The sequence below is a fragment of the Maridesulfovibrio pacificus (SeqCode) genome (assembly GCF_048612815.1).
Lineage (GTDB): Bacteria > Desulfobacterota > Desulfovibrionia > Desulfovibrionales > Desulfovibrionaceae > Maridesulfovibrio > Maridesulfovibrio pacificus.
Genome location: NZ_JBLZNE010000001.1, coordinates 2,590,356 through 2,617,182, shown reverse-complemented (window position 1 = coordinate 2,617,182; position 26,827 = coordinate 2,590,356). Strand labels below are relative to the sequence as shown.

Below are 26,827 nucleotides of genomic sequence, written 5' to 3'. Positions count from 1 at the left end.
TGAGCGGTTGGCTTTTAGTGACCTGGGTCTTACGCCATTTTGAGGTTTAATAGTTTAACGTTGCTTTTTATTGAAGGAATATGGAAAGTTGTAAGAAATAAAAATGTATGTGGAGAATTTCTAATGAGTGATAAGGCTGAAAAATTCAGCAGTAAAATGTGCGATATCTTAAATTATGGGGCTCTCAATTTAGCTATGGGGGTCGGCTATGAATCAGGTTTGTTTGAAGCTCTTGCCAATATGGATGAGCCGTCTTCTTATTCGGCCATTGCGAAAGAGTCCGGAGTAAGCGCGCGGTATCTGCGTGAGTGGCTCGGAGTGATGGTTTGCGGAGGGATTGTCGAGGTTCATGCCGATGCTCAGGGGCAGGAATTATTTCAACTGCCTAAGGAATATTTTCCGTTTCTTTGTCGTTCCGGTGGAAATTCAAATCTCGGGGTTTATACGCAGGAGATTCCATTGCTTACTGATTGCGCAAGGACGGAGGTGCTTGAAGGCATGAAGAGCGGTGCAGGGATTCCCTATGAGCGTTATCCGAAATTTTATTCATTCATGGAGCAATTGGCCGATGCCAAGCATCGTGATGTGCTGGTACAGACTTTTCTACCATCAGTATTGGCTGGCGAGATGGTCCGGCGCATGGAAGATGGCATTTCGGTATGCGATATCGGCTGTGCGGAAGGAGTGGCTCTTGAGGTTATGGCGCTGGCCTTTCCTGCATCGCAATTTACAGGGATTGATATTTCAGAAGAGTCGCTTGATAACGGACGTAAGCGGGTTGCGGAATTGGGGCTTAAAAATATTTCCTTCCAGTTTCAGGATGCTGCGGCTGATAATATTGAGCCGGAGCAATTTGATTACATTACCGCCTTTGATTCCATCCATGATCAGACCCGTCCCTTTGAAGCTTTGTGTAATATCCATAAAATGCTGAGGCCCGAGGGTTTCTTCTCTATGATCGACATCAAGGCAAGTTCTTCGGTCAGTGGAAATATGGATCATCCCATGGGCTCATTTCTTTATACGGTCAGCCTGATGCATTGCATGCCGGTCGGATTGGTGGGCGGAGGACTCGGTCTGGGTATGATGTGGGGCAGGGAGAAGGCTGTCGCTATGTGCAAGAAGGCCGGATTCAGGCGGGTAGAGGTGAATGATATCCCTGAAGACGGTTTTAACAGCCACTATCTTTGTTTTAAATAAAAGAAGGGTGCCGGCAATTAAGTCCGGCACCCTTTTTTGATTATTGATTGATCTGTCTGATTAGCTCCACAGCTTCCAGCGGAGGACGGGATTCTAACCGCTTGTACTCTCGCCCGTCGGGGGTTCTTGAAACCAGCCCTTCATCCACCAGCCAGCGTCGCAGCATGGTGTGGTCGCAGAATGAATGGTTTAGAATCAATTGTTCATCCAATTCAAGTTCTGTCAGCACCGTACGGGCCGGCAAGCGGGACCAGAGTACCCATAAGCATAGAACCCGTTGGTTGTATTTCTTTGGCCAGCTTTGAAGTCGTCCGTTGAGATCAAAGTAGCGGACCGCATTCTTTACCCGTTTCAAATCGAGGGGCGCTGTTTCCTGTTTTTGGGGAATGTCGTGCTCGGCTTTGAGGTGCTGGAAGTTTTTGTAACCTCCGGCTTTAGCCAGCAGATTAAGCATTTCCACGTGGCTGGGAACGCGTTCAGCTTCTTCCAGCTGTCTGCGCAGATTGCGTGACAAAGCGGAAACATCGCTAATGATGAGTGGGAGTTGTGTACGTGACATGGCTTATCCTTGTTTTTGTGCCTACCGCATAAAAATGGGATTGCCGGTGGCCGTCCTTCCGACTCGGCACAGGATAAGTGTCGAATGGAATTGATTTGCAGCAGGTTTAGCTCCCTAAAGGGTGACGGCGCCTTGGTGAACTGCTGACCGGGATTTAAGCTACCGTAGAGAAGGAGCGGAGGCAATAGGAAAAATAGTTGGTGATTTGGTTGGGGGCAGAACAATTAATTGAGGCAGAGTAAGCAGAGGCTTTATAATGATAAGTTTAATGATGGTTTGATTTTTATTGACCTCTGTTTTGAAGCGAGTATGTTTTTTAAGTCGCTAAATAATATCAGAAGGAATGGTAGTGTTGTTGTAGCCCTCCCGTATATTAGTCCCAGCGAAAAGTAGAGATTTCTGATAAAGACAGCCATGAAGGAGGTTGTTTCGATGCGGAAATCCAGATTCAGTGAAAGTCAGATTATCAAGATCCTGAAAGAAGCCGAAGGCGGTCGCAAAGTCGCAGACGTGTGCCGAGATTACAAGGTTAGTCAGGCCACGTACTACAAGTGGAAATCCAAATACGGCGGCATGGAAGCTTCCGATATTCGTCGTCTGAAGGATCTTGAAGAAGAGAATCGTAAGCTTAAAAACATGTTTGCCAACTTGAGCCTTGAAAACGAAGCTCTAAAGGATGTCATAGCAAAAAAGTTTTAAAGCCAGCTGAGAAACGTGAGCTTGTTGACTACCTTCGTAACGAATTTTTTCTCAGCATTCGGCAAGCATGCAGCGCACTACGCTTAAGTCGCTCAGTGTATTGCTATAAGCCGAATTCGCGAGATGATTCGTTAATTATTGAAATGCTTCTTAAGCTGGCTGATCGGTATCCCCGTTACGGTTTCAGAAAATTGTTCGTCCTGCTGCGCAAACGAGGACACCGCTGGAACCATAAAAGGGTTTATCGAGTTTACTGCATGCTAAAAATGAATTTCCGGCGAAAGGGGAAGAAACGTTTACCTTCCCGGAATCCTCAGACTTTATCAGTTCCGCCGAAAGTCAACATCTGCTGGTCGATCGACTTTATGCATGACTCACTGATGAGTGGACAAAGGTTTAGAACTTTTAATGTGCTTGATGATTTCAGCCGTGAATGTCTGGCCATTGAAGTAGACACAAGCCTGCCCGCAGGAAGGATCACCCGTGTGCTGGACAGAGTTTCAACATGGCGCGGTTTTCCTGAAAAAATGAGAATGGATAATGGTCCTGAACTTATTTCGGTGACATTGGCAGATTGGGCCGAAAGAAATGGTGTTGTGCTGGAATTCATCCAGCCAGGCAAGCCGACTCAGAATTCATACATTGAACGTTTCAACAAAACGTTTCGAAACGAGGTTTTAGATTTTTACCTGTTTTCAACGTTATCTGAGGTCAAGGGCATAACCGAAGACTGGATTCGGCAATACAACGAAGAGCGGCCACATGAATCGCTCGGAGACATGACTCCAGTCGAATATGTCCAAACTCATTCACCCCAAGAAAACTCTACTTTCGGATGGCACTAACTTGGGGAGGTTTACATTGTGGTTAAACTAAAAAATATAAATGTATTTATTTTTGCCGTTATTTTACTCCTGTCTGGGTGTGCGAAAATGCAATACAATTATGTTGGAACTTATTCTCAACTTGATTTTCCTCCCTTGCAGCAAAAAGTTTCAGTCTATGTTGGGGACCGTATGCTGATACAAGGTGTAGAGTATAAAAGAGTCTTTTTGAACGTTGAAAATACTTCTGGCGGTGTCTGCTACACTATTCCTCATGGGCGTTATGGTAAAGTTGGAGAGGATTCCAAAAAAGAATATTTCGATATTAAAGGTTCTTATGGGGTCGTTCAAAAATCAGGATTATGTGATCCTTATTCTGGTTTGTATATAGAAAAGGATGATCCTAATAATATTTGTGTTGTTACAGTCTTTGGTGGAAGTGCGTGTTATGAGAGTAAATTTTCCGTAGATGAGATAACTAATTTTGCTCCAGAGAAGGTGCAAAAGACCCTTTTGTATAGTGGAAAGATTGGCGATGTGATTAGATTTACATATACAGAAAGTCGAGGAAAACAAGGTTCTGTCTTTGTTCATGACATAGAATATAATATATCCAGTACGAATGTTGTTGGTTATAAAGGTGCTCGGATTAGAATACATGAAGCGACTAATGAACAGATTACATATGAAGTTTTAAATAATTTCCCCGACAGGTCTTAATTGAGTGGCTAATTGTGGAGGAGTCGTTGGGTGACTAGCCACTCATTCTGTTGATACACAAAAAAGCCACCAATGTTTCGCTTGATGGCTTTTCAGCTAAGATATTTCAATCCAGTTTTTAAATATCTCATCATTCTTCGCGAATTCCGTGCAGGATACAGCTGTCCGGCAGTGAATCTGTTCAAAATCAGCAACATTGTTTCGAATTATCTCGGTGAATTTATCAACATCTTCATACATAAAGTCGGGGTGAAACTGTAGGCCCCAGATACGCTTATCTTTCATCTGAAAACCGTGAATAGCACAACGGTTTGAGTTTGCGGTGATTTCGAATCTATCATCCAAATCAAAGACTTCGTCAAAATGAAAAACAGCTGACTTCAAAGTGGGTATCCCGCTGAAAATCGGGTTGTCGGATATGGCGATCTCGGTCCAGCCTATTTCCGGGGTCTGTGATTTCCGTACATGGTCTTTGCCGAGAATATGCTTGATTAAAAACTGATGCCCGAAGCATATCCCGAGGATTGATTTATCTGTCGCAACAAAGCTGTGAAGAATTGAATCAAGTGTGAAATCCCAACTGTGTTCTTCAGTCACGCTCGCTTCAGAGCCGGAAATCAGCAGGTGGGTATAGCTTTCAATTTCAGAGAAATTCGCAAGATCTGCCAGATATAAGGTGTCATAAGGAATGCCCAGAGCTTGAAATGCCTCGGCGACCCTATTGTCGAAACTAATCTTGAAAGCTGTTTCATCAAGAATATTGAGGACCAGTATGCGTTTATGCTTCATCGTGATTCTCCTTTGTCCGGACTTTTATGCGGCTAGTCTAAAAGAAAATCAACAGTTGAAAATTTGATCACTCGGATTGCGCTTCTTTTTTGGGGAGGTCTGACTTTATTATGCGGCAGCACAGCAACAGAAAAAGGGCATTAATCTTTCGATCAATACCCTTTTCGGAAAAGTGGCGGAGCCGAAGGGACTCGAACCCTCGGCCTCCGGCGTGACAGGCCGGCGTTATAACCAACTTAACTACGGCTCCGCATATATGTTTAAGCGTGTTAAGTGACGCTTAAAAGCGCTTTCGTGAAGAAGGTTCTATGTAAAACTGCAGTTGCTCGCAATTATAAAGATTAAAAAGTTTTATAATTATTGAGATAAGGGTTGTTGGTGCGACTAATTGTATGAAATTATAGTGTTTTTCAGTGTGCGGCAGAGCGGATGTTATAGTTTGCAATCACTGTGTCATGAGCGTGATTCAAAAGCGCATAGGCTGATTAATGAGCGTAAAAAACATATGTTAAATTGATGAGGATAGTGAGCTTCCGGGATTTATGCCTATTTTATTGATTTAAGGGTGAATCCGGCTTGGCTTGGAGTTTGTGAAAGTGTATTGAACTCATAATAATAAATTGTGTGGGATATAGGTAGATTTGACGTAGTTCTATGGGGTTATGCACCGTGAATGATAAACTCAATGTCTGTATTGTAGGGCCATTTGGCGCAGGAGTTGTCGCTTTAAGGCAATTGGGCCATGCTGTACTTAGTGTTGCGCAGAGTGAAGAACTGTTTTGTAATCTGCCTGAGATTCTTAAAAAGAATGATTTCAGACCGGACTTAGTGTTGCAAGTCGAATGTCTTGGTAAACGGACTTTGATCCAAGGTTTGGATACCCTTGATTGCCCAACTCTTTTTTGGGCTACTGATCCGCACTTGAATTTGCACTGGCACAATACATATGGACGACTGTTTGATCAGGTTCTGTCCACCCAGCAATCATTAGTAGCACCATTTAAGCTTGAAGGGCTTTCCGATGTCCGCTGGTTACCAAGATTTGCATTCGATTTGCCTTCGCCTTCCATTGCTGCTCGTAAGCATGAAATAGCTTTCGTGGGCAGGCTGAGTGATCAGCGTCCGGGCCGTAAATGGATGGTCGATTTCGTCAAGAGCAGAGTTGGGGAGCGCTCTTTCCCCGTCGAACAGTCCTTGAGTCACAGTGAAATGCTGGCGCTGTATCAGGATACAAAAATCATTCCTAATGAATCTATTCTGGGTGAAGTCAATTTTCGGCTGTTTGAGGGGACTTCGTGCGGTAGTCTGCTGCTTACGCAGGATCTTGGTGCAGAACAGGCTTCTTTGTTTGAGCCGGGACGGGAAATTGATACCTATGCGGATGCTGCGGAGTTTGAAGAAAAGCTGAAATTTTATCTTGGCAATGATGACCTGATTCAAAAAATGGGACAGGCCGCACACAAGCGTGTTCAATCCGAGCATATGCCAATCCATCGAACCGAACAAATTTTGGATTTTGCTAAAGATACAGCTCGTAACAGAGCGACTCCTTCAGAAGCGGAAAAATGGCTGGCGGTAGCAATCGCGTCCATGTGGGAATCCGGCATGCTTGATTTGCCGGTCCGTGAGGTTTTGTCCCGGCTGGCCGCCTCTAGTCAGGATGAGCATGTGGTTGTTGCCACGCTTCGCGTGCAAACAGTCATTAATGCGAATTTGGTAGTGGAAGAAAATTTGATAAATTTGCTCGGCGGGGAGTTGTTCGAAGATTCTTTTGGGGTGAATTTTACCGGCTCGGCAGCAGCATTGCGTCTTGGTAATTGGGATGCGGCAAAAGCTTTTTGGTACAGGCATTTGAAGGCTGTAAACAATACCAAGTTGCCGCCCAAGGAGCCAAAAGATCTTTTAATCTGTTGGGCTAAAGAGCTTAAAAAGCATCAGCGTGTTTTTCGGGGAGGATTCCCTTTTAAATCTAAGACCCACCTTCCGCATACAGCCCTGGATTGCCTGTTAATTCTTTGTGATAATGATCCGCAAGATGCCGAGGTCCTGCGTCTTATTGATGTCATGTTACGTCCACGCAAGGAGTTGGATCAGGTTCGGGGTGGTTTTCTTGCCTCTCTTGTAGCGCAGGATTCTAATGATTGGCGGCTGCTTTTTGAACAGGCATTGACCAATTTACATAGCTATAGGCTTGATGATGGTATGCAAAAGCTTATGCTGGCGCGTGAGCTTGCCCGTGAGCGAGGTCAGGAAAGAGCTTTTAGCATGGCTTTACGGGGACGAGATGAGTCCGGGGTGATCCTTAAACGTATGTTTGATTACCAGAAAGACAGTAAGAGTGTCTGTTAAAGTTGATTTCAATACATGTCTGAAAAATTTGAATATAAGCCATCAAACCGATGGCGGTATCCGCGAAAAGAGTTGCAGCCTTATGTGGACCGGTATTGGGAATGGTCAGGGCGGTCCCTCTCTGGAGATGCCTTGCCGCGAATTTTGCCAGGTACTGGCGAGGAGTTGTTCTTCCATTATGGAGAGCCTTTTACGTATGAACTTGATGCAGGGGTTAAAAGCGTTTTGTCGCTTAGTCATGTGGTCTGTTTGCGTTCAAAGGTTGCTACATTTTTTCCAAGTAGGACTGCCGGGTTTATCTCCATAAGGTTTAAGGCCGGAATGTTTAGGTCTTTTTGCAGAGTATCCCCCTTTGAAATAAAGGATACACTGACAGACGGAGTTGATCTGTTCGGAAGAAGGGGGACTGAGCTTGGTGAGCGCATTGTTGAAGCAGGAGATTTTGATGAGCGTGTGTTTTTGCTTGAGGACTTCCTCATTAAAAATATGATCTTCGCGTCTGCTGAAGACAGGCTGATTCCTTTTGCGGCAGATAGGCTGTATTACGGTTATTCCGTTTTGAATTCGAAGTCTGTTTCTGAAAGTGTAGGGTTGGGAATCAGGCAGTTTCAGAGAAGGTTTAAGAGTGAAGTAGGAGTAACTCCTAAACAATACATGTGTCTCTCTCGATTCCACCAGACTGTCCGGGATTGCCTGCTTGGTAGCTATGAAAGCATGCTCAATTGTGCCCTTGCTCATGGATATTACGATCAGGCCCATTTTATACACGATTTTAATAACTATACGGGCTATTCTCCATCATATCTGTTAGGTTCTGATACCCGCATGACGCATTTTTACAATACCAGCAGGCCGCGCCTTTGCTAGTTAGCAACCTTCATTAAAAAACGAATGGAGGTTTATATGATTTATTTAAGTGCGTCTTTTCAGGCTAAAGAAGGGAAAGAAGTTGAATTGGAAAAGTTGCTCTCAGGAATGATTCCCGATACAGCAAAAGAAAAAGGCGTTCAGGAATACAGGCTGCACAGGCTCGATAGTTCTGAACGGAAATTTTTCTTTTACGAACAGTTTGAGAGTCAGGAAGTTTTAGATTCTCACTTTGCATCTGCTCACTATAAAAATCTTGTAAAGAGTCTTGATGGGTTGCTGGAAAGCCCCCCATCAGTGGAGAAGTACACTCTTCTGGCAGCTGTTCCGGAGGGGAGTAAGGGGTAGGGATAAGTTACTAAAATAAAAAAGCCATCAATCGGGAGATTGGTGGCTTTTCTTATGCGGCACGTTGTCAAGCACCCCGCCAATTCTAATTTTATGTTTTCGTAGGCCGTAGCCATCCCTCACCTTACGGTGCAAGAGATTGATACTCCTTTTCTTATTCGTGCTCAGTGGCACCAAGTACCGATTCGGTACCAAATCAATTTAGGATCGCCATTTTTATTTCGTTGTCGATGCAACCAAAAGCCCCCCGCGATCCGTTATGCAGATGCCGAGGAAACGCCAAGTTTCCAAAGCAAGGCTGCAAGTTTCCGAGCAAGTGCAGAGATCGCCTTTTGTGGCACTGCGTGTTTGCTCAAAATTCTGTTGTAAAATTCTTGAGCCCATTTGTCCTTCTGTTTCCACATCCATGCTGCTTCCACAAGCAAACTCCGTAACCTCCGTTGACCTACAGGACGAAGAGTCGCTTTGCCTTTACTCCCACCGCTTTGACGGATTACCGGAGCAAGGCCGAGGTATGCTGTGACTTCTTTGCTTCTGTTAAAACGCTTTGGATTAAATATTTCTGCCGCGAAGGTTGTTGCTACAACTTTTCCAACTCCAGGAACGGACCTCATTGCAGCAATGCGTCTTGCTTCGTCTTGTTCCTGAGCAAACCGTTCAAGTTTTGCATCAACTTCTTTTTGGGCAAGTATGAAATATCTTAATTCGGAAAGAAGGCTGTCACGAGTCTCGGCTGCTCCTGCTGCAAGAGGTTGATGCTCAAGAGTACAGATCACAGATTTGCCCCAATGATCTATCCCTGCCGGTTCAGCGATACCTAAAGCCAAAAGCAAAGACCTGATGCGCTGCTTAACTCTACGTATTGAGTCTGTAAGCTGGTGGCGTCTTCGTGATAACGCACGGAATGCTTCCTCCCTTTCACTAGGAATAGCGATTGAGCGAACCAAACCAGAAGCTGCAAGTTCAGCAAGTTTTATGCAGTCAAGACTGTCGGTTTTATTGGTGGCGGCAACCGGGCGAGGAATGCGGCTTGGAGCCGCAACAATGACTTTGATGCCAGCGGAACGCAGGCTGCGTGCGAGGCCGAAACCTGTTGGCCCGGCCTCGTAGCACACAGCTGAAATGTGTATTGGAAGTGAGGTAAGCCTAGTGGTGATAGCTTCTACATCGGCTGGAGTTGTCCAGCTTTCAACCATTCCGTCTGGTCTTAGCAAAGCAACACTGAAACTACGTTTATGGACATCAATTCCGACTGAAAAACGTTGACCTTGAAAGCCTTCCACAAACCTACTGATTGATGATACTGTAAGTCTAGCCATGTCAGCCCTCCTTGTGAGTTTCACGTTCACTGGTATTCTACCAGATTAAACCCGGGAGTGCTGACATGGTATTTTTATTTGTAATTTTGTCGAAGTTGGTATGACCGCGAGCTCGTGGTCCTTGGCGTGACAGGTGTTATGCCGTCGGGATGGGGAGAGGGCGGGTTAGTGCAATTTTTCGATGAGATCTATGTATGACTCAGCAATAAGGTTTTTCCGATCAATTTCAAGACGCTGCATTAATTCGTTGGCTATCTCAATGCCTTCTGATGGTGAGTCCTTGTTGCCTAATACTACTTCGAACTCCAAAAAAGAGCCAAGTTTCTGGACTTCATCCAAATGTATTCTTGTCCTTCCATAAAAAAAGAGGGTTCTTTTCTTTTCGACTATCCCCCTTGTTCCAAAAATTGTTTTTAATACTTTGTGCGTAAATTTGGGAAAAGGTATTGGGATACGTAAATAGCTGGACTGTTTTGGCCCTGTTGAATTTTTTCGTTTATATAAAATGAGTTCGGAGACTCCATTCACATTTCTCAGTTTAACGCGATATTTATTCAGTTTGTAAAAAATGTCTTTTTGTAAAAGCAAACTGTCTCGGGGCCCGCATAACTTTTTAACTCTTCGCTCTAAGTTTTCTGGGTCGCTGACATGGGCTTTTATTTCAATGTTGTTCGACATATTTTCCTCTTCAGAAGTAAATATTACCGTTAAATTTTGTCCGGCAATTAACGTTCGTTTTGAGACAGATAGCACCAAAAACAGAAAAAGCCACCAATCTTTCGATTGATGGCTTGTCGTGTCTTAATTTTATTAAGGATACATTCTGGATGCGTGTAAAATTCTCAGCACAGTTATTTGCTCGGAATTTTCAGCATACACCACGATATAGTTTGAAGAAAGCACCATCTCGCGGGTTCCATCAACCCGACCATGCTTATAAGCTTGTGGAAAATTGCAGAGAGAATCTATTCGTGATTCAAGTTCATTTTTAAATTTACGAGCTGCGGCAAGATTATCTTCAGCGATGTAAGCTAGTATGGATAACAGGTCGGTTCTTGCGTCTTCTTTCCACTGGATATGCAGCATTCCTATTTGTCCTTCGTTAGGCTGGATAGCAGAGCTTCGGCATCATCCATCACGTTCGAATGTTCAACTGTTGGGCTGTCGTCTTTAAGTGCAGTTTGAACTTTAGCCTTAAACCAGCGGTCATGTTCTTCTTCAGTGCAGGTCAGGCCCGCTGGCAATCCTTTTTCTTTGGCGATTCTGGTTAAAAGGATTCTTACAGCATCAGAAAGGCTGAGGCCAACATCAGAGAGTGCTTCTGCAGCCTCTGCTTTTAACGCGGGATCTACTCTTACATGGATCATTGTTGATTTTGACGGCATAGTTTTGTCCTCCAAGAGAATTGTATCTCAATTGAGATACAAAAGTAAATAGTGAAATTATAGGCCGGAGTGGGTGCTCCGGTCTTTTTTGGTTTGGTGGGTTGGCTTGGGGGGCGTGAGGGTGTATGTGAGTGGGTATTGTGTTGAATAGTGGGAGCTGCATTTACATAAAATAGAAAGTTTAGTGGTGTAATATGATATATAGAAAAGTGTACATTGTCATTTTGGGCTTGTTCATATTGTTAATGGTAGGATGTAGTACTCACCATACTACTTTAAAACAGGGTGGGGGGTATAAAATATATGCTATGGAAGAACAAAAAATTTTTCAACTGACATATCATGAGATGATGGAAATTGTGGACGATGAAATAGTGAACGAGATGGATGGTCCAGAAAGAGGGTTTACTACACGGCTTACATTTGGGTTAGATTGGTACAATGTTATCGTGAAAATAGTTCCTGTTGAAGGGGTTTCTCTTGATGGACAAAATGTGCGTGGATATTTCGTCGAATTGGGAGGGCGAGGCACTTACGCTACTTCGCGTCCCAAACGATTGATCATGAATGTTCAAAATAAACTTGAAGAGTCTGGGACTGGCGTGGTGGTGAGTTCTTATCGTAGAATTCCATATGAATATGAAAGGGATAGATGGAGATTGAATTCAAAACCATCTGCACGAGAATCTGGAGATGTTGTTGATAAAATGTTAAAATTAAAGATCTTAAGAGATGAAGGGGTTTTGACAGAAGAAGAATTTAAAGCCAAAAAACAGAGCTTGCTGGAGAGACTGTAACTTATAAATAGGTATGGGTATGAGTGAAAATAGTGAAGTTGTGTGGAATGATTTTGATGCAGATAGTCCAAATTCAGAAGTAGAAAGATATTTACGAACACAGGGCCTTAGTTATTTGCTTAAATTTGGGATTGATTGCTCAAATGTAAATTCTTGTTTGGAATATGCTAGAACACAGGTCGAGAATTATAAGGGAGGAAGTGACCTTTATAATGAGGTTTTAGGTGTTCATCTTTTTAAGCCCTCTGAGTTTACGGGTGAGGGGAACAATCATGAATCATTAAATGAATTGCGTAGTTTTTTGAGTGGTAATAGTTTCGATTGGCGGAAGGGATCAAGTGTTGTTCAAGATGCAATTGGCCGTAAATTTACTAAATTGCCAGGGAAGAAAGTGTCAGTTGGGAGGTCGTCAGTTATTCTTGATTGTTTGATTGAAATAGACGGTAGAAAGATTGCTCTCGAAATTGAAGGTTCAACCAATTTAGACAACGGGTATTTTTCTCTGCGTCAAGCTGTGCGTCAAGCTATAGCTGATTATGGTGTCATGGTGGTTCCTTATACAGCAGAAGGGTCGGGTCGGGCAGATGAGGATAAAGCTATTAGTCGATTGGATGGGGATTTTGATGGCGTGAAGGAGTTGCGTGATGGTCCTATTTATCAAATTTCAATAGTTCGTTGTATTGATGTTTATAGGTGGATTGTTAAAAAGAAGGGGGTGCTTTTTTAAGTTGGTTTTATGTAAAAATGCACCAACAAACAGAAAAAGCCATCAATCTTTCGATTGATGGCTTTTTCTTGAAAAGTGGCGGAGCCGAAGGGACTCGAACCCTCGGCCTCCGGCGTGACAGGCCGGCGTTATAACCAACTTAACTACGGCTCCGCGTATATTTTAAAGCGCGTTAAGCTGCGCTTATTGACAAGTGGTAGGCGGAACAGGGCTCGAACCTGTGACCCTCGGCTTGTAAGGCCGATGCTCTCCCAACTGAGCTATCCGCCCACTGTCGGTGTGGATTTCTAAGTGGCTTGAATGTTTGTGTTCATTCTGTTTGCCCCCCGTCCACGAAGAGGGATACTGCCGATGTCGGCCTGATTTGTCAAACGATTTTTTGAATATATTTAAAATAAATTTTAATCGTCTGAAATGTTTGTATTTTTATGCGCAATTTTTGCGAATTTTTCCATGCTTTCTATGGGGGTTTCAGTCTGGAAAATGTTTCGGCCGATGCAGCAGCCCTTACAACCGGATTTTAAACCCGCTGTGGTGGTGTTCAGAGCACCCTCTACATTCTGTCCCAGCGGGCCTCCGGTTACCAGCACCGGGATAGGGCTGGCGGCTACGGCTTTCATGAAAGTGTCCCCGTTATTGGGGTAGGGCACGGCTACGATGTCTGGTCCCAGTTCCGCGCCGATGCGGATACAGTGTGCTACCAAGCTGGAATCGTGCTCGTTTACGATCTGGCTTCCTCTTGCGAGAACAGTTGCCAGTACCGGAAGTCCATACTGATGAGCTTCATCGGTAATCTCGCCGAGGTCCACCAGCATGCGGTCTTCCAGTTCATTGCCGATGTTCACATGCATGGAAACAGCATCCGCTCCGAGGCGCAGGGCTTCGGAAATGGAACAGACGATGTTTTTGTTGTAGGATGGGGAGCCGTGCCTTGTTCCGGCATTGAGCTGGATGATCAGATTCACGTCCAGCGGCACCAGATGGCCGTAATGCATGGCCAGCCCCTTGTTGAGGATAACCCCCTGCACACCGGATGAGGGCAGGGCTTCAAGGATGGACTGGATGGAGCCTAATCCATCGATCATACCTTCGTTTGCACCGTGATCGAGGGCCAGAATCAGTGCGTTTCCGCTTTCTTTATCAAAAAGCCTTTTCAGGCGGCGGTTAGTTCCGTTCATTATTTTATTGATCCTTATATTCTTACTTGTCTGTCCAGATAAACCGGGTTCCTTTCTTTCCGGTGAATCCGAGCAGCATATCTTTATAATAGAGTCCGACAGGCCCTTTGCCCTTTGCCGGAGCAGACAGGCTTTGTCCGGCCAGAAGATTGGCTATGTCCTGCGGATTTTCAATTACCAGTGCCGAGCTATCCGGTTTTTCAGGCAGCAGGCAGCGCGCAAAAGGGTCCGGCTTGAATTTGTCCCTGTTAAATTTGCCTATGTGGAAACCCTGCCAGCGTAATTCTTTGGGCAGAATTTCAAGGGCGTGCTTGTTCAGGAACATGGCCTTGCCTTTGAATTCATAAATATCACCTTCGGGCAGGGCTGAAAGATCAACCGATCCGGGAATTTCTGTTTTTTTGAGATTGACCTTCTTGCCCGGAGGATTGCAGGTGTCTGGGGTCTGCGTTTCTTGATCTCCCGGCTTGCGCAGTCCGCAAAGATAGAATCCCTGACCGCCGCCGGAACCGTCCACGCGCAGCACTCCTCCCATGTTCGGCAATAGCGGGTCGGCGATGGTGAATCCTTCGGGGCGGTGCAGATCGAAAAGTTCAAAGCCCAGCTCTTCAGTTGCAAAACGGGTCTGTTCTTCGTTTTCCTGTACATTGGTAGTACATGTGGAATAGACCAGCCTGCCACCGGGAGCGAGCAATTCGTATGCTTTGGCCAGCAGCTTACGCTGCAGGTTGACCAGCGGGATGGTCTTCTCGCCTTTCCATACTTCCATGGCCTTGGGGTTTTTATTCAAAGTGCCCCAGCCGCTGCATGGCGGGTCGAGCTGGATAGTTTTCCAGCTTGATGGGGGCAGGGGAAGTTTCTGGGATTCGTAGTGAACAGTTGCGGTGTTCACAGCCTGTACCTTGCGAAGGTTCTGCCGCAGAAGTGCCAGCCGATCGCTGGAAGGTTCACTGGCCAGTACAAATCCGTCGCGGCCTACCAATCGTGCGAGCAGGCCGGTTTTGCTGCCGGGGGCGGCGCACATATCGAGCACCACATCGCCTTCTTCCGGGGCCAGCATGAGCGGAGGCAGCATTGAGGAGCGGTCCTGAATGTATATCCGACCAAATCTTGCCGCTACGGATTCACCCAGCGGGAAAGGCTCTTTTTCCAGAATACGGGCCATGGAATAGAAAGGTTCCGGCCTGAATTCAAAGCCCTGTGCGCGGAGCAGTTCTTCCACTGCTTCCACATCCTTGGGCGAGCAGACAAGTCTGAAAGTTCTTAAATCTGTATTCATATAAAGTAAGTTGCGGTCGAGAGTGTGAGATATTGGGTGGACCTGGAGCAGGAATCCGCAAGAAAAAAGTAAAAATATGTAAAAAATTGGCCTGATATAACTTAAGGGAAAACAGGCTGTGATATAAAAAAACTTAAAACCCTTATAAACAGGAGTCAGAGAGATAAAACAGCAATGCCCGTTTGACAAGTGTATCATGCGGGTATCCCTATCTTTGACTTTGCGTACCGTTGCATTAGCTGCTACAAGCGTTTAACCCGTTTTTGAAAAATTGGCAGTACCGGCTGCCGACATGATGTTCTACCGGTGCGTTATTCTTGATGAATAATATTGTGTAATCACAACATATATTGACTGTAAATTTTAGTTTGGAGGATTAACGATGTCGTTTCGACGTTTGATAATTTTTTTCATTGTCGCCGTTACCATGCTGGCTGCAACTGCGGCCTTTGCAGCTGATGCCCGCACTTATGCGGTATACCCATTTGAGATCAACGGACCTGCCCAGTATAAATATCTGAGCCGCGGCGTTCAGACTATGCTGACTTCCCGTTTGAACTGGACCGGGCATTTTGAGCCTATGGCCGGTTCTGCCAATTTGAAAGAGGCAGACAAACCGAAGAACAAGGTTGAGGAAGTCAAGAATGTTCAGACTCTCGGTGTTGACTATGTTGCGCTTGGATCCGTGGTCATAGTCGGAAAACAGGCTTCTGTTGACGTACGTATGATCAATGGCGATGGAGATTCCTGGACCAAAAGTGCCGAGACTACCATTTCTGAACTTATCCCCGCAATTGACGGTATCGCACAGGATATCAAGGGACAGCTTTTTCAGAAGCCGGGTAGTCAAAAAAAGAGTGAAGAAGAGAAAAAACGTGAGGAAGCTCGTCCTGACAGCCCTGTAAACCCCGAGTTTGTTACTGCTGCTGGTGCGGGGCAAGTGCTTGAAAGTACAATCAACCCCCAGTTCAGATATCAGGGTGGAACAGAAACACCGGGCCGTTGGCGTAGCCAGACTATGAAATTCGTCAACCGTGGCGGGTTCGTAGAAGATGTGACAGGTGATGGCAAAAAAGATCTGGTTGTTCTGGGCGAAGATGAAGTGAAGGTAATGGCTATTGTCGGTCAGCACCTCAAAGAGGTAGTTTCCTACTCTTACGGACAGCGTTCTTCCGGTCTGCGGATTAGCGGTATTGATCTGGACAGGGACGGTGTTTACGAGGTTGTCCTGTGTACAGAAATAGACAGGAAACCTTACTCCTATATTATTTCCTTCAAGGGCAAGACTCCGAAAGTCCTGCTTGACCGCAATAGGAATTTTCTTTCTGTAATTAAAACTCCGCCGAACTTTACTGAAACTCTCGTGGGCCAGCGTTTTGACCCGCACAGAACATTTTATTCCAAGGACCTTGTAGAGTACTCATTCTCCAATGGTGATCTGGTTCCGATTCGTAACCTTAATGTTCCTGAGTTCAGTAACGTTTTTAACCTGACCTATCTCCCGGTTAGTGACGGCGAATACAAGGTTCTTGTTCTGAACAAACACGGGCGGATCAATCTTTACGATAAGAATCTTGAACCTATTTACGAAAGTACCGATAGTTACAACTCTGCTGCTGTAGCTATCGATACGGTTTCAAAATCCAGGGGATTTAACGAAGAGAAGAAAAGTGAACGCATGGAGCATAACTACTTTATTCCCATGCCCATTTCAATTGCCTCCATCTCCGACCCCCGTAAAAAGGAAGTTCTGTTGAATAAAGACCTTACCGTTGCCGGACAGATCTTCTCAAACTACAAAACCTTTGCTCAGGGTGAAATCCATGCTGAGTTCTGGGACGGCGTGGGCCTGAACCTTGCGTGGAAAACTCGTAGGATTAAAGGAACAGTGAGTAGCTATGGTGTCGCCGACATTGATAATGATGGTGAAGACGAACTGTATTGTATTTTGAATACTTTCCCCGGAGCTATGGGCGTTAAGCACCGTAAGACTCTGATCATAGCCTACGAACTTAAGATGGACCAATAAGTCTGTTTTTACCGGGCCTCCTGCTTCTTTGCGGGGGGCCCTTTTTATGTTATAAACCGCCATCCTTTTTCGGCGAAGCTGCCTTGCCCTGCTTCGCTGCCCAATCAAAAAAGTAAGTCCTTACAATGGAGGAAGTGTGATGAGAACCGGAAAAACTGCCGGGTTGCTTGCAGTATTTATGGTATGTGCGGCACTTTTTAGTGCTTCTGTTGTTTCTGCGGCTGATATAAGCCTCAGTTATGCCAACTTTCCGCCAGCTAAAACTTTTCCCTGTGTCCAGATGGAACGCTGGAAACAGGAAGTGGAAAAAAGAACAGCAGGTAAAGTTCAAGTTCAGACTTATCCCGGTTCTACTCTGCTCGGTGCCAAGAACACCCTGCGCGGGGTAATGCAGGGACAGGCTGATATCGGCTGCGTAAGCCTTGCCTACCATCCGGGCGTATTTCCGCTTAGTTCCGTATTTGAGCTCCCTCTTGGGTTCACCACATCCACATCCGCCAGCCTTGCTCTCTGGGATCTTTATACCAAGTACCAGCCCAAAGAATTTAAACGGTTCAAGGTGCTGACCATGTTTACTTCCGCCCCTTCCAATATCATGACCAAGGTGCCCGTTCGCAGTCTTGATGATCTTAAAGGACTTGAAGTTCGCGCTTCCGGAATTTTGTCCAAGATTCTGGAATCCCTTGGCGCTACACCGGTTTCCATGCCTATGTCCGCTACTCCGGAAGCTTTGCAGAAAGGTGTGGTTAAAGGCTTGTTCTCCTCTTTTGAGGTACTTAAGGACTTGAATTTTGCTGAGATTTGCCGTTATGAGACCGTAACCAACACTGCCGTTTATCCTTTTGCTATCATCATGAATATGAATTCCTGGAATTCGCTTCCTGATGATGTCAAAAAAGTGCTGAACGACCTTGGTCGGGAACAGGCTGAATGGACCGGAAAATACATGGATGAACATGTAAAACGTTCACTTGCCTGGGCCAAAGACAAGTACTCCATCGAGATGATCAAAATGTCTGACGCAGACATGCAGGCTGTTAAGGATAAGACCCTGCCGCTCATCGAAGACTGGAAGAAGAAAGCAGCAGCAAAAGGTGTTGACGGCGCAGCAGTTCTTTCCGATGTGGAAGAGCTTCGCGTTAAGTATGAAGGCAAGTAGTTTATTTAAAGAATATATGACCAAAGAGTCTCCCTGCCATTAATGACAGGGAGACTCTTGATATAATTATGATTGATTATCTCGAAAAAGCAGCCATTTGGATTTGTCGTGGCTTGGCAGTAATTGCCGGGTCGGCATTGACCCTGATGATCTTACTGGCCTGTGCGAACATGGTTTCGCGGGCGGTTTGGATTCCGGTTAAAGGAACCTTTGAATTGATGGGGTTTCTCGGTGCGGTTACTGCTGGATTTTCGCTTGGATTTTCGCAGCTGTACCGCAGTCATATTGCAGTGGGTCTTTTGTTCAGGCATTTCCCCGCTCATGTTCAGGTTGTGCTGGACGCATTGTCCAGCGCTGTCTCCTGCGTGTTTTTTGTTTTTTGTGCTAATGAAACCTATAAATGGGGCATGTTTCTCTATGATCTCGAGGAAGTCTCAGAAACTTTAGGTATTCATTTTTATCCCTTTGTTTTTGCCGTGGCCTTTGGCTGTCTGGCAATGTCTTTTGTTATCATGCTTGATATCATTCGTATTCTGCGCGGCAAGGAACCGCTTAAACCCGCTTAATATTATGGAACCGATTACTGTAGGAATTGTGGGCGTTCTCTGCCTGCTGCTGGTTATTCTTGTTTTGCGTGTCCCCGTGGGCTTTGCCATGGGCATTATCGGGTTTATCGGCTTTGCCAAGGTCTTGAATTTCAAGGCTGCTTACGGGATGCTGGGTACTGAAATCTGGAATGTCTTTTCGTCCTATGGATTAACAGTTATTCCGCTGTTCATCCTTATGGGGCAGATTTGTTTTTATTCCGGGGTCAACGAGCGGCTTTACAAGTCTGCATATGCATGGATGGGCCATATTCGTGGCGGTATCGCTATGGCAACGGTCATGGCCTGTGCCGGCTTCGCGGCTATCTGCGGTTCCAACACCGCCACTGCCGCTACCATGTCTACTGTGGCTTTGCCGGAAATGAAGAAATTTAAGTACAATCCCATTCTTTCCACCGGCTCAGTTGCAGCCGGGGCGACCCTTGGTGTTGTCATTCCCCCCAGTGTGGTGCTGATCATCATCGGCCTACAGACCGGGGAATCCATCAGCAGGTTGTTTATGGGCGGGGTTATTCCCGGAGTTCTGCTCTGTGCGCTTTTTCTTCTCACTGTTTACATGATGTGTGTGGCGCATCCTGATTGGGGGCCGGCTGGCAAAGAAGTTTCCTTTAAGGAAAAGCTTGCATCTCTTCCCGGTTCCATTGAAATGATCATTCTTTTTGTGTTGGTTATGGGCGGGCTTTTCGCAGGCTGGTTTACTCCCACAGAGGCAGGAGCAGCAGGTTCTGCTTTCGCATTGCTGATCAGTATTGTCTCACGGGAGATGACTTTTAAGCGCTTTACAGCTGCAGTTGGAGATACTCTCAAAGTTTCCTGCATGATCATGGTGGTAATGCTCGGCGCGGTGATTTTCGGGCGTTTTCTGGCTGTAACCCGTATCCCGTTTGAAGCTGCTAATTTTGTAGCAGCTCTGCCTATTCCTCCCACAGTGATCATTCTGCTCATCTGCGTGATCTACATCATCGGCGGTATGGTCATGGATGCTTTGGCCCTGCTTCTGATCACCATTCCCATCTTTTTCCCCATTGTCAGTGCCATGGGTTATGATCCGGTCTGGTTCGGGGTTCTGATTACCATTGTCACAACTCTTGGCGCGATTACTCCTCCGGTAGGTGTAACAACCTTCATTGTCGCCTCCATGGCGGAGGATGTGTCAATTGACCGGGTTTTTTTGGGCGTCAGTTATTTTATGATTGCTTATGTTGTCCTCGTAGCACTGATGCTTGCGGTTCCGGCGACGGTGACTTTCCTGCCAAGTTTATTATAATTTAGGATTATACGTCGGCGAAGCCAAATTAAAAGGTTTTGGGATTCTTAAACCCTTTTGTAAAAGGGTTTAAGCCGCCGGAGGCAAAATGTCCGCTGAATTTGTACAGGTAACTAAAGCCGAAGCAGGGCAGAAACTGGTTCGTTTTCTGGAACGGCGTGTGGATGGAGCCGTCCCGCGCTCTGCCATTATGCGTTGGATTCGTAAAGGTAACGTCCGTGTGGATAAAGGACGTTGCAAGCCTTTTGATCTGGTCAAAGAAGGGCAGACCGTGCGTATTCCTCCATATAAGGCAGAGGAAACTGCGCAGCATAAAAAACTTCCCGCACTCCCCATCATTTACGAAGACGATAATTATCTGGCTGTGTGTAAACCGGCAGGACTTCCTACACAGGGCGGTACCGGGCATGATGATTCCGTTGCTGACCGCCTGCTGTTTATGTTTGCGGATGCTCCCTACAAGCCTGCCCCGGCTCATCGCTTGGACCGCGATACTTCCGGTGTGATTCTGGCCGGGAAATCCCATCAGGGGCAGAAGGGTTTATCCGATTTCTTTGCCGAACATGGCGAAGGGGGTAAATTCTACCTTGCAGAGATCGAGGGCAGGTGGCCCTATGAAGGCTGGACAGAGTTGGGCGACAAGATGGAAAAGCGCGGCCCTAAGGGACGTGAAAAGGTCGTTGTCGGCTCCGGCAAGGATGCTTTGAGTTCTGTCTGTCCCGTCAAAATAGGGGATAAGTTTTCACAGCTTATTGTTAAGCTGCATACAGGACGAACCCATCAGATCAGGGTTCAGCTTTCATCGCGCGGTTTTCCTATTGTGGGTGATGTGAAATATGGCGGGCAAAAAGGGAAAATGAAACTCCATTGTCTACGAATTGAGACTCCGTGGTTCACGGCCGATTGCCTGCCGGATTGGGAAAATATGCCTGACATTTCTGATCATTATTTCGATAAACACGCTTAGAATAGTCAGGCAATTTAGTACGCATTTTTAGACAGTTGAACTCGGTTCAACTGTCTTTTTTTGTGCCTGATGGAAACTGTTGTTAATGTTTTAGATTTAAAAGTTATTGACAAACGATAATTCTTTGCCGTAATTCATGAACCATAAAACGGGTAAAAATACTCTCAAGGAGATATTGATGGATAAGATTAAGAAGATGAGCATTTTTCTGAAATATGCATTTCTGCTGGCGCTGATTACAATTCCGGCTTTTGAGATTGCCGGCTGGGTTCTTTTTGACGGTGATCCGGATGCGTATTTCATACCTGAATTTTTGCTGACCTTGGATTCTGCTTATTTAGCTCCACTGACTGAAGGACAAAAAATGTTGGGAGCTCTGGCTTCTGCTCCTTATATGGTTCTCGGCATGTTTTGTTTTTGGCAGTTGGCTAAGCTGTTCGGGCTGTATTCACAGGGACAGATTTTTACAGCCGAGAATTCAGCATGCTACAGGAAAGCTGCATGGGCATTGCTTATTGGTGAGATAGTTTATCCTTTTACTCAGACCGCGGTTACGTACATAGCAACCATGAATAATGCTGTGGGTGATCGGCTTATTTCTGTCGGATTTGATGATACGAATCTTGGAAATATCGTTGTTGCTTGTGTGATTCTAGCCATTTCTTGGGTCATGGATGAAGGACGTAAGCTTCAGGACGAAGCTGAACTCACAATTTAAGGGATTGATATGGCGATACTTATTAACCTTGATGTTATGTTGGCTAAACGAAAAGTTTCATCCAAGGAACTGGCTGAGGCGGTTGGAATTACCCCGCAGAACTTGTCTGTGCTCAAGACCGGAAAGGCCAAGGCTATCAGGTTCAGCACCCTTGATGCCATCTGCAAGTTTTTGGAGTGTCAGCCCGGGGATATTCTTGAGTTCCGGGATGAACAAGGAAGTGTAAATATTTAAGGACTCCCCTTATTCCGGCCGGGTTATGGTTGTTCCGGCTTGCGGCAGAACCGGGGAAATCCGGTTCTGCATTTTTTATTCGCTGAAACCGGGAAGGAAAATAATGTCTGCTAAGCATGAAAATAGAAATATTGACGTAAATTCTCTCAAAGAGGGGCAAATGGGTAAATGGAAAAAGCTGATTTTTCTCTTGGCTCTGGTTGCTATTGTCGGAGGCATACTTGTGGCAGTTCTTGATGGCAATGAGGAAGTGGTTGAGTACAAGACCGCTGTTGCCCGTGTCGGCAATTTCACTGTTGATGTCGCTGCCAGCGGAACTTTGCAGCCGCGGAATAAGGTTATTGTTGGCTGTGAAATATCAGGAACAATCGATAAAATTTTCAAAGATTACAATGACAAAGTTGTTAAGGGTGAACTTCTGGCTCGAATGAGCACTGATGAATTGCAGGCCCGTGTGAATCAACTGCGGGCGGCTCTTGAGTCTTCACGCGCTAATGTGCGTAAATCGCAGGTCGATTTGAAGGACAAAAGAAATGAGTGCACGCGCATGGGCAACTTGCGCCAGAAAAATGCGATCTCTCAAAAGAAATTGGATAGTGCGATTACTGCCCGCGATATGGCAGATGCCCACCTTGCCGAAGCAAGGGCTATGGTCCGTCAGGCTGAAGCAAATTTAAATGAAGCTGAAGCAAATCTTAAAAAAGCATCAATATCTTCGCCAATCGATGGTTTGGTTCTTACCCGTCACGTTGAGGCCGGTCAGGCTGTTTCGTCGGGGATGAGTACCCCGGAGCTTTACACATTGGCGACCAGTCTAAGGGAAATGCGCCTTGAGCTGAATGTTGATGAAGCCGATGTGGGAAAGATCAAAGCCGGTCAGAAAGCAGTATTCACTGTTGATGCTTATGAGGGAAGAAAGTTTCCTGCCAAGTTTATCAAGCTGCGCTATGCCCCGCAGCGGGTGCAGGGTGTAGTTACCTACGTGGGAATATTTTCTGTGGACAATCGGGATTTATTGTTGCGTCCGGGAATGACCGCCGCGGCTAAGATTGAAATTGAACAGGTTCGCGATGAATTGATCATTCCCAACGGGGCCTTGCGCTTTTCTCCAGCGGATGCCGTTCCTGAGAGTGCCATCAATACTCCTTCCTCAAAAAATGCCAACATATGGGTTCTCAGGGACGGCCTTCCGCAAAAGGTGGCGATTCGTAAGGGGAGGACCAATGGTCGCTTCACCCAGATTGTTGGTGGGCAGCTCTCTGAAGGGGATGCGGTCATTCTTTCTCGTGTCGAAGCTGTGTCTGAAAGCAGTATGATTCTATCCTTAGAGTAGGCAGGCAGGGAAATGATTGAACTCAAGAACATTACACGGATTTACAATACTGGCGGTGCCGAGGTGCGCGCACTGGACGGTATAGATATGACCATTGAAAATGGTGAATTTGTGGCTGTCATGGGCAGCTCAGGCTCTGGAAAATCAACTACTATGAATATTCTCGGCTGTTTGGATGCGCCTTCGTCAGGAAGCTATTGTTTTGAAGGTCTTGAAGTTACTTCCTTGAGCCGGAGTCAGAAGGCCCGTTTGCGCCGCAGATATCTTGGTTTTGTTTTTCAGGGATTCAATCTGCTAAGCCGGACAACTGCCCTTGAAAATGTAGAACTGCCTCTGGTTTATCGAGGGTTAGGCAAGAAAGAACGGCGTAATATGGCCTATGCTGCGCTTGATAAAGTCGGGCTTGCCGACCGGGCAATGCATACCACCACGGAAATGTCCGGCGGTCAGCAGCAGCGCGTAGCCATTGCCCGGGCTATTGTTTGCAATCCATTTCTATTGCTTGCCGATGAGCCAACCGGAAACCTCGATTCAGCCCGTAGTTCAGAGATTATGCAATTGCTGACTTCATTACAGGCCGAGCATGGCATTACGGTAGTCATGGTTACCCATGAACCGGAAATGGCACTCTGGGCCTCGCGCACCATTGAGTTCCGTGATGGGAAGATAATTAAGGAAGGTCATTGATGTTTTTGCAAGCTGTATTGCTTTCTTTTCGCACACTTCTGCGTAACAAGCTTCGTTCCTGTTTGACAGTGCTTGGGATTGTTATCGGTGTAGGGTCGGTTATCGCTGTCGTTGTAATTGGTCAGGGCGCCAGCAGAAAGCTGACTAATGAGATTTCCAGCCTCGGGAGTAAGATGATTATGATCTATCCTGATGAGGAAAACGGGGTGGGGTTCGCCGGGGAGACTTCTAATCTGGTCCCCTTCAAAAATTCAGATGTTGAAGCCATCAAACGAGAATTCCCTGATTGCGGCGGGGTTGCACCTGTTTCCGAATCCGCAGTGGTTGCGGTGTTCGGGAACAACAATTGCCGGACAGCGATGACTGGAACTGAGAGCAGTTATTTCACCATCAGGAATTGGCGGGTTAAATCGGGCAGGTTTTTCAACACCAGTGAAGAAAGAGCGGGTAAATCTGTCTGTATTATCGGTGAGAAGGTCAGCAAGAATCTTTTTAAGGGAATGGACCCCATTGGCTCGTTCATCCGTGTAGACCGCTTTGCTTATCAGGTCATCGGAGTGCTTAAGTCTAAAGGCGGATCAATGGCCGGCAAGGAACAGGATGATATTGTTCTTGTTCCCCTCAAAGTCTTTCAGCGGAGAATTTCCGGCAATAAAGAGGTGGGGATGATTATTGTGGGCTGCGGTCCCGGTCAGGACTCCACCGCGCTCAAAAGGCAGCTCAAGCAGGTTATGCTTGAACGACGCCCTGTTCCGCCCGGACACGGTAATAATTTCTCCATTGAAGATATGAAAGAGATCATTAAGACCGTTAAAAAACAGACCCGGATTTTTACGACATTTATAAGCGCCATTGCAGCCATAAGTCTACTTGTCGGCGGGATTGGGATCATGAATATTATGCTCGTTTCAGTAACAGAGCGGACCCGTGAAATCGGTATACGCATGGCGGTGGGAGCGCAAGAAAAGGACATTCTGGTACAGTTTCTGGTGGAGGCGGTGGTTCTTTCCCTTTTCGGCGGGTTGCTGGGTATCTCTCTCGGGCTGTTGCTTCCATTGTCCGTGACCGGATATATGAAGATCCCATTTGTTGTTGATATGCGCATTATCATGGTCAGTTTTCTGTTTTCAGGATTGGTCGGTATTGTTTTCGGATATTTTCCTGCGCGGCGCGCAGCCCGGATGAATCCTATTGATGCCTTGCGGCATGAGTAACTGTTCCGACGAACTTAGTTAATATAAAAATCCCCGCAACCATAAGGCTGCGGGGATTTTTGTAGTTCGAACTAAGCTTTGAATTATTTCTTGGCTTTTTTCTTGGGCGGCTTAACCTTACCGGTCTGTTCCATCATGTCGCGTTCTGCGGACGGGGCGCGGTGTACAGGTTTCATGTACAGGCTGTTAGTCGGGCAGTGGTCAACGCAGATGGAGCAGTAGACGCATGCGAAAGGATCGCAGATCCATGTTCCGGTACCGCTATCTTTATCTTTAGTGACGGTAATGCACTGTGAAGGGCATTTAATCTGACATTTTTTGCAGAAAATGCACTCGTCAATGTTATTGAACAGTTCACCTCTGTAGCGTTCAAAAGGCTCGCGTTTCTCGATGGGGTACATGCGAGTGGAGCTTTTTTGAAGGAGGTTCTTCAGTACAGTGGGAGTCATGTTAAGCATGTCTCGGCCTCCTAGCGTTCCGTGCAGCTGATGCACGGGTCGATTGACAGAATGATAACCGGAACATCAGCCAGTTCGCAGTTGGGAAGCATCGCCAGGAGAGGCGGAATGTTCGCAAACGTGGGAGTTCTGATGCGGACCCTGTCAAGGAACTTCTTGCCGCTACCTTTCAAGTAGTAGAGGCATTCACCGCGGGGCTGTTCCACGCGGGTTATAACTTCGCCTTCGGGGTTACCCTTGCAGGGAGCTGCAATGTCGCCCTGAGGAAGTCCGGCAATGGCCTGTCTTACGAGGTCTGCGGACTGCAGGGTTTCCCGGAAACGTACTGTGGAGCGTGCCCAGCAGTCACCGTCGGTTTCGACAATGGGTTCGAAGTCGATTTTATCAAATGCTGCGTACTTCAGGAGACGCATGTCGGAAGCAACACCGCTACCGCGCAGGGTCGGGCCTGCTGCGCCGAGGTCATAGGCCTGCTCTTTGGTAAGAGTGCCGACGCCCTTGGTGCGTGCGCATACAGTGTAGTCGTTGAGGATGGTGTTCTGGATTTCCTTGATTTCCTTTTCACAGGTATCAACTTCGGAAAGGATCCAGGAGCACATCTCAGGAGTCAGGTCCTGACGGACACCGCCGACTACGTTAACGGAAGTGATAACGCGGCTACCGGTAGTAGCTTCATTGATGTCCATAATGCGTTCACGGATGCGCCAGAACTGCATGAACAGGGCTTCGAAACCGAAAGCATCGGCAAAGAGACCCAGCCAGAGCAGGTGGCTGTGCATACGGTGAAGTTCGGACCAGATGGTGCGGAGGTATTCGGCTCTTTCGGGAACCTCGATACCCATCATTTCTTCAATGCCCTGACAGTAGCACATTGAGTGGATGTTGGAGCAGATACCGCAGACGCGTTCAACGACCTGGATCATCTGGTGGTAATCGCGGATTTCAGCGAGTTTTTCCAGACCCCTGTGAACGTATCCGAGTGCGGGAATGGCCTCCAGTACGATCTCGTCTTCCACGACAAGCTTCACATGCAGCGGCTCCGGGAGAACCGGATGCTGCGGACCGAAAGGTATGATGGTACGTGCCATAATTTACCCTATAGTTGTTATCGTCTTG

The 26,827-nt window shown here is 46.3% G+C and carries 28 protein-coding genes and 3 tRNA genes; 18 read left to right on the top strand and 13 right to left on the bottom strand.

Features of this window, described 5'->3' with window-relative positions; all coding sequences use genetic code 11:
* Nucleotides 1-123 precede the first annotated feature (123 nt).
* Entirely contained in the window at nucleotides 124-1,200 is a 1,077-nt protein-coding gene (locus ACNI23_RS12190) for a class I SAM-dependent methyltransferase (RefSeq protein ID WP_420249025.1), read from the top strand.
* Between the two features lie 40 nt (nucleotides 1,201-1,240).
* Here the strand turns inward: ACNI23_RS12190 and ACNI23_RS12185 are convergent, their stop codons facing one another.
* Nucleotides 1,241-1,759: a DUF2087 domain-containing protein gene (locus tag ACNI23_RS12185; protein ID WP_420249023.1), complete on the bottom strand. Its 519-nt coding sequence runs from the start codon at nucleotides 1,757-1,759 to the stop codon at nucleotides 1,241-1,243.
* A 432-nt stretch (nucleotides 1,760-2,191) separates the two neighbouring features.
* Here ACNI23_RS12185 and ACNI23_RS12180 point away from each other — a divergent pair.
* Together ACNI23_RS12180 and ACNI23_RS12175 are read left to right on the top strand one after the other, a co-directional pair.
* A protein-coding gene (locus ACNI23_RS12180; RefSeq protein ID WP_420249022.1) for an IS3 family transposase occupies nucleotides 2,192-3,303 on the top strand; the annotation gives its coding sequence in 2 pieces (ribosomal slippage) (nucleotides 2,192-2,453 and nucleotides 2,453-3,303; 1,113 coding nt in all).
* Nucleotides 3,304-3,321: 18 nt separating this feature from the next.
* Nucleotides 3,322-4,002, top strand: coding sequence for a hypothetical protein (locus tag ACNI23_RS12175; protein ID WP_420249020.1), 681 nt, complete (start codon nucleotides 3,322-3,324; stop codon nucleotides 4,000-4,002).
* A gap of 96 nt (nucleotides 4,003-4,098) precedes the next feature.
* Here the strand turns inward: ACNI23_RS12175 and ACNI23_RS12170 are convergent, their stop codons facing one another.
* Both ACNI23_RS12170 and ACNI23_RS12165 read right to left on the bottom strand, forming a co-directional pair.
* Nucleotides 4,099-4,791 (bottom strand): type 1 glutamine amidotransferase, encoded by a 693-nt coding sequence (locus ACNI23_RS12170; protein ID WP_420249018.1) that lies wholly within the window; start codon nucleotides 4,789-4,791, stop codon nucleotides 4,099-4,101.
* 173 nt (nucleotides 4,792-4,964) lie between these two features.
* Nucleotides 4,965-5,041 (bottom strand) — tRNA-Asp (locus tag ACNI23_RS12165).
* Nucleotides 5,042-5,460: 419 nt separating this feature from the next.
* Between ACNI23_RS12165 and ACNI23_RS12160 the strand changes: the two genes are divergently transcribed.
* The 3 genes from ACNI23_RS12160 to ACNI23_RS12150 are packed head-to-tail and all read left to right on the top strand — an operon-like array spanning nucleotide 5,461 to nucleotide 8,355.
* A complete protein-coding gene (locus tag ACNI23_RS12160) occupies nucleotides 5,461-7,140 on the top strand; it encodes a glycosyltransferase family protein (protein ID WP_420249017.1) in 1,680 nt (559 codons plus the stop codon).
* Nucleotides 7,141-7,155: 15 nt separating this feature from the next.
* Complete coding sequence (locus tag ACNI23_RS12155) at nucleotides 7,156-8,007, top strand: AraC family transcriptional regulator (RefSeq protein ID WP_420249015.1); 852 nt, start codon at nucleotides 7,156-7,158, stop codon at nucleotides 8,005-8,007.
* A 36-nt stretch (nucleotides 8,008-8,043) separates the two neighbouring features.
* Nucleotides 8,044-8,355: a putative quinol monooxygenase gene (locus ACNI23_RS12150; protein ID WP_420249014.1), complete on the top strand. Its 312-nt coding sequence runs from the start codon at nucleotides 8,044-8,046 to the stop codon at nucleotides 8,353-8,355.
* A gap of 257 nt (nucleotides 8,356-8,612) precedes the next feature.
* Here the strand turns inward: ACNI23_RS12150 and ACNI23_RS12145 are convergent, their stop codons facing one another.
* The 4 genes from ACNI23_RS12145 to ACNI23_RS12130 all read right to left on the bottom strand — a co-directional run bounded on the left by ACNI23_RS12145 (nucleotide 8,613) and on the right by ACNI23_RS12130 (nucleotide 11,059).
* Nucleotides 8,613-9,674, bottom strand: a complete 1,062-nt coding sequence (locus ACNI23_RS12145; protein WP_420246045.1) for an IS110 family RNA-guided transposase — start codon at nucleotides 9,672-9,674, stop codon at nucleotides 8,613-8,615.
* Between the two features lie 165 nt (nucleotides 9,675-9,839).
* Nucleotides 9,840-10,352 (bottom strand): class IV adenylate cyclase, encoded by a 513-nt coding sequence (locus tag ACNI23_RS12140; protein ID WP_420249013.1) that lies wholly within the window; start codon nucleotides 10,350-10,352, stop codon nucleotides 9,840-9,842.
* Between the two features lie 132 nt (nucleotides 10,353-10,484).
* Nucleotides 10,485-10,760: a type II toxin-antitoxin system RelE/ParE family toxin gene (locus ACNI23_RS12135; protein WP_420249011.1), complete on the bottom strand. Its 276-nt coding sequence runs from the start codon at nucleotides 10,758-10,760 to the stop codon at nucleotides 10,485-10,487.
* A gap of 2 nt (nucleotides 10,761-10,762) precedes the next feature.
* Nucleotides 10,763-11,059 (bottom strand): type II toxin-antitoxin system RelB/DinJ family antitoxin, encoded by a 297-nt coding sequence (locus ACNI23_RS12130; RefSeq protein WP_420249009.1) that lies wholly within the window; start codon nucleotides 11,057-11,059, stop codon nucleotides 10,763-10,765.
* 308 nt (nucleotides 11,060-11,367) lie between these two features.
* Here ACNI23_RS12130 and ACNI23_RS12125 point away from each other — a divergent pair, with 308 nt between their 5' ends.
* Together ACNI23_RS12125 and ACNI23_RS12120 are read left to right on the top strand one after the other, a co-directional pair.
* Nucleotides 11,368-11,856, top strand: a complete 489-nt coding sequence (locus ACNI23_RS12125; RefSeq protein ID WP_420249007.1) for an SHOCT domain-containing protein — start codon at nucleotides 11,368-11,370, stop codon at nucleotides 11,854-11,856.
* A 19-nt stretch (nucleotides 11,857-11,875) separates the two neighbouring features.
* Nucleotides 11,876-12,583, top strand: a complete 708-nt coding sequence (locus tag ACNI23_RS12120) for a hypothetical protein (RefSeq protein WP_420249006.1) — start codon at nucleotides 11,876-11,878, stop codon at nucleotides 12,581-12,583.
* 76 nt (nucleotides 12,584-12,659) lie between these two features.
* Here the strand turns inward: ACNI23_RS12120 and ACNI23_RS12115 are convergent.
* The 4 genes from ACNI23_RS12115 to ACNI23_RS12100 form a co-directional block, all read right to left on the bottom strand.
* Nucleotides 12,660-12,736 (bottom strand) — tRNA-Asp (locus tag ACNI23_RS12115).
* A 41-nt stretch (nucleotides 12,737-12,777) separates the two neighbouring features.
* A tRNA-Val gene (locus ACNI23_RS12110) sits at nucleotides 12,778-12,853 on the bottom strand.
* Nucleotides 12,854-12,984: 131 nt separating this feature from the next.
* Complete coding sequence (locus ACNI23_RS12105; protein WP_420249004.1) at nucleotides 12,985-13,761, bottom strand: class I fructose-bisphosphate aldolase; 777 nt, start codon at nucleotides 13,759-13,761, stop codon at nucleotides 12,985-12,987.
* 22 nt (nucleotides 13,762-13,783) lie between these two features.
* Nucleotides 13,784-15,040: an RsmB/NOP family class I SAM-dependent RNA methyltransferase gene (locus ACNI23_RS12100; protein WP_420249003.1), complete on the bottom strand. Its 1,257-nt coding sequence runs from the start codon at nucleotides 15,038-15,040 to the stop codon at nucleotides 13,784-13,786.
* A 382-nt stretch (nucleotides 15,041-15,422) separates the two neighbouring features.
* On the opposite strand from ACNI23_RS12100, the gene ACNI23_RS12095 reads away from it, so the two are divergent.
* From ACNI23_RS12095 to ACNI23_RS12050, 10 genes are all read left to right on the top strand, one after another.
* Nucleotides 15,423-17,069, top strand: coding sequence for an FG-GAP-like repeat-containing protein (locus ACNI23_RS12095; RefSeq protein WP_420249002.1), 1,647 nt, complete (start codon nucleotides 15,423-15,425; stop codon nucleotides 17,067-17,069).
* 139 nt (nucleotides 17,070-17,208) lie between these two features.
* Nucleotides 17,209-18,228: a TRAP transporter substrate-binding protein gene (locus ACNI23_RS12090; RefSeq protein WP_420249000.1), complete on the top strand. Its 1,020-nt coding sequence runs from the start codon at nucleotides 17,209-17,211 to the stop codon at nucleotides 18,226-18,228.
* Between the two features lie 68 nt (nucleotides 18,229-18,296).
* The gene (locus ACNI23_RS12085) at nucleotides 18,297-18,794 is read left to right on the top strand and encodes a TRAP transporter small permease (RefSeq protein ID WP_420248998.1); all 498 of its coding nucleotides are present in this window, start codon (nucleotides 18,297-18,299) and stop codon (nucleotides 18,792-18,794) included.
* 4 nt (nucleotides 18,795-18,798) lie between these two features.
* Nucleotides 18,799-20,100 carry a TRAP transporter large permease gene (locus tag ACNI23_RS12080; RefSeq protein ID WP_420248996.1) on the top strand — a complete coding sequence of 434 codons (1,302 nt, stop codon included), beginning with the start codon at nucleotides 18,799-18,801 and terminating at the stop codon, nucleotides 20,098-20,100.
* A gap of 88 nt (nucleotides 20,101-20,188) precedes the next feature.
* Complete coding sequence (locus tag ACNI23_RS12075) at nucleotides 20,189-21,067, top strand: RluA family pseudouridine synthase (protein ID WP_420248994.1); 879 nt, start codon at nucleotides 20,189-20,191, stop codon at nucleotides 21,065-21,067.
* Between the two features lie 178 nt (nucleotides 21,068-21,245).
* On the top strand, nucleotides 21,246-21,785 hold the full coding sequence (locus ACNI23_RS12070) for a DUF2975 domain-containing protein (RefSeq protein WP_420248992.1): 540 nt from the start codon (nucleotides 21,246-21,248) through the stop codon (nucleotides 21,783-21,785).
* A gap of 9 nt (nucleotides 21,786-21,794) precedes the next feature.
* Nucleotides 21,795-22,019, top strand: coding sequence for a helix-turn-helix domain-containing protein (locus ACNI23_RS12065; protein WP_015853109.1), 225 nt, complete (start codon nucleotides 21,795-21,797; stop codon nucleotides 22,017-22,019).
* 160 nt (nucleotides 22,020-22,179) lie between these two features.
* Nucleotides 22,180-23,352: an efflux RND transporter periplasmic adaptor subunit gene (locus ACNI23_RS12060; protein WP_420248991.1), complete on the top strand. Its 1,173-nt coding sequence runs from the start codon at nucleotides 22,180-22,182 to the stop codon at nucleotides 23,350-23,352.
* A 12-nt stretch (nucleotides 23,353-23,364) separates the two neighbouring features.
* Nucleotides 23,365-24,039, top strand: a complete 675-nt coding sequence (locus tag ACNI23_RS12055; RefSeq protein WP_420248989.1) for an ABC transporter ATP-binding protein — start codon at nucleotides 23,365-23,367, stop codon at nucleotides 24,037-24,039.
* Nucleotides 24,039-25,253: an ABC transporter permease gene (locus tag ACNI23_RS12050; protein ID WP_420248988.1), complete on the top strand. Its 1,215-nt coding sequence runs from the start codon at nucleotides 24,039-24,041 to the stop codon at nucleotides 25,251-25,253. The genes ACNI23_RS12055 and ACNI23_RS12050 overlap by 1 nt, the downstream gene beginning before the upstream one ends.
* Nucleotides 25,254-25,336: 83 nt before the next feature.
* On the opposite strand, the gene ACNI23_RS12045 is transcribed toward ACNI23_RS12050, so the two are convergent.
* Together ACNI23_RS12045 and ACNI23_RS12040 are read right to left on the bottom strand one after the other, a co-directional pair.
* Entirely contained in the window at nucleotides 25,337-25,711 is a 375-nt protein-coding gene (locus tag ACNI23_RS12045) for a 4Fe-4S dicluster domain-containing protein (protein ID WP_420248986.1), read from the bottom strand.
* An 11-nt stretch (nucleotides 25,712-25,722) separates the two neighbouring features.
* Nucleotides 25,723-26,799: a hydrogenase large subunit gene (locus ACNI23_RS12040; RefSeq protein WP_420248985.1), complete on the bottom strand. Its 1,077-nt coding sequence runs from the start codon at nucleotides 26,797-26,799 to the stop codon at nucleotides 25,723-25,725.
* Between the last annotated feature and the right edge of the window lie 28 nt (nucleotides 26,800-26,827).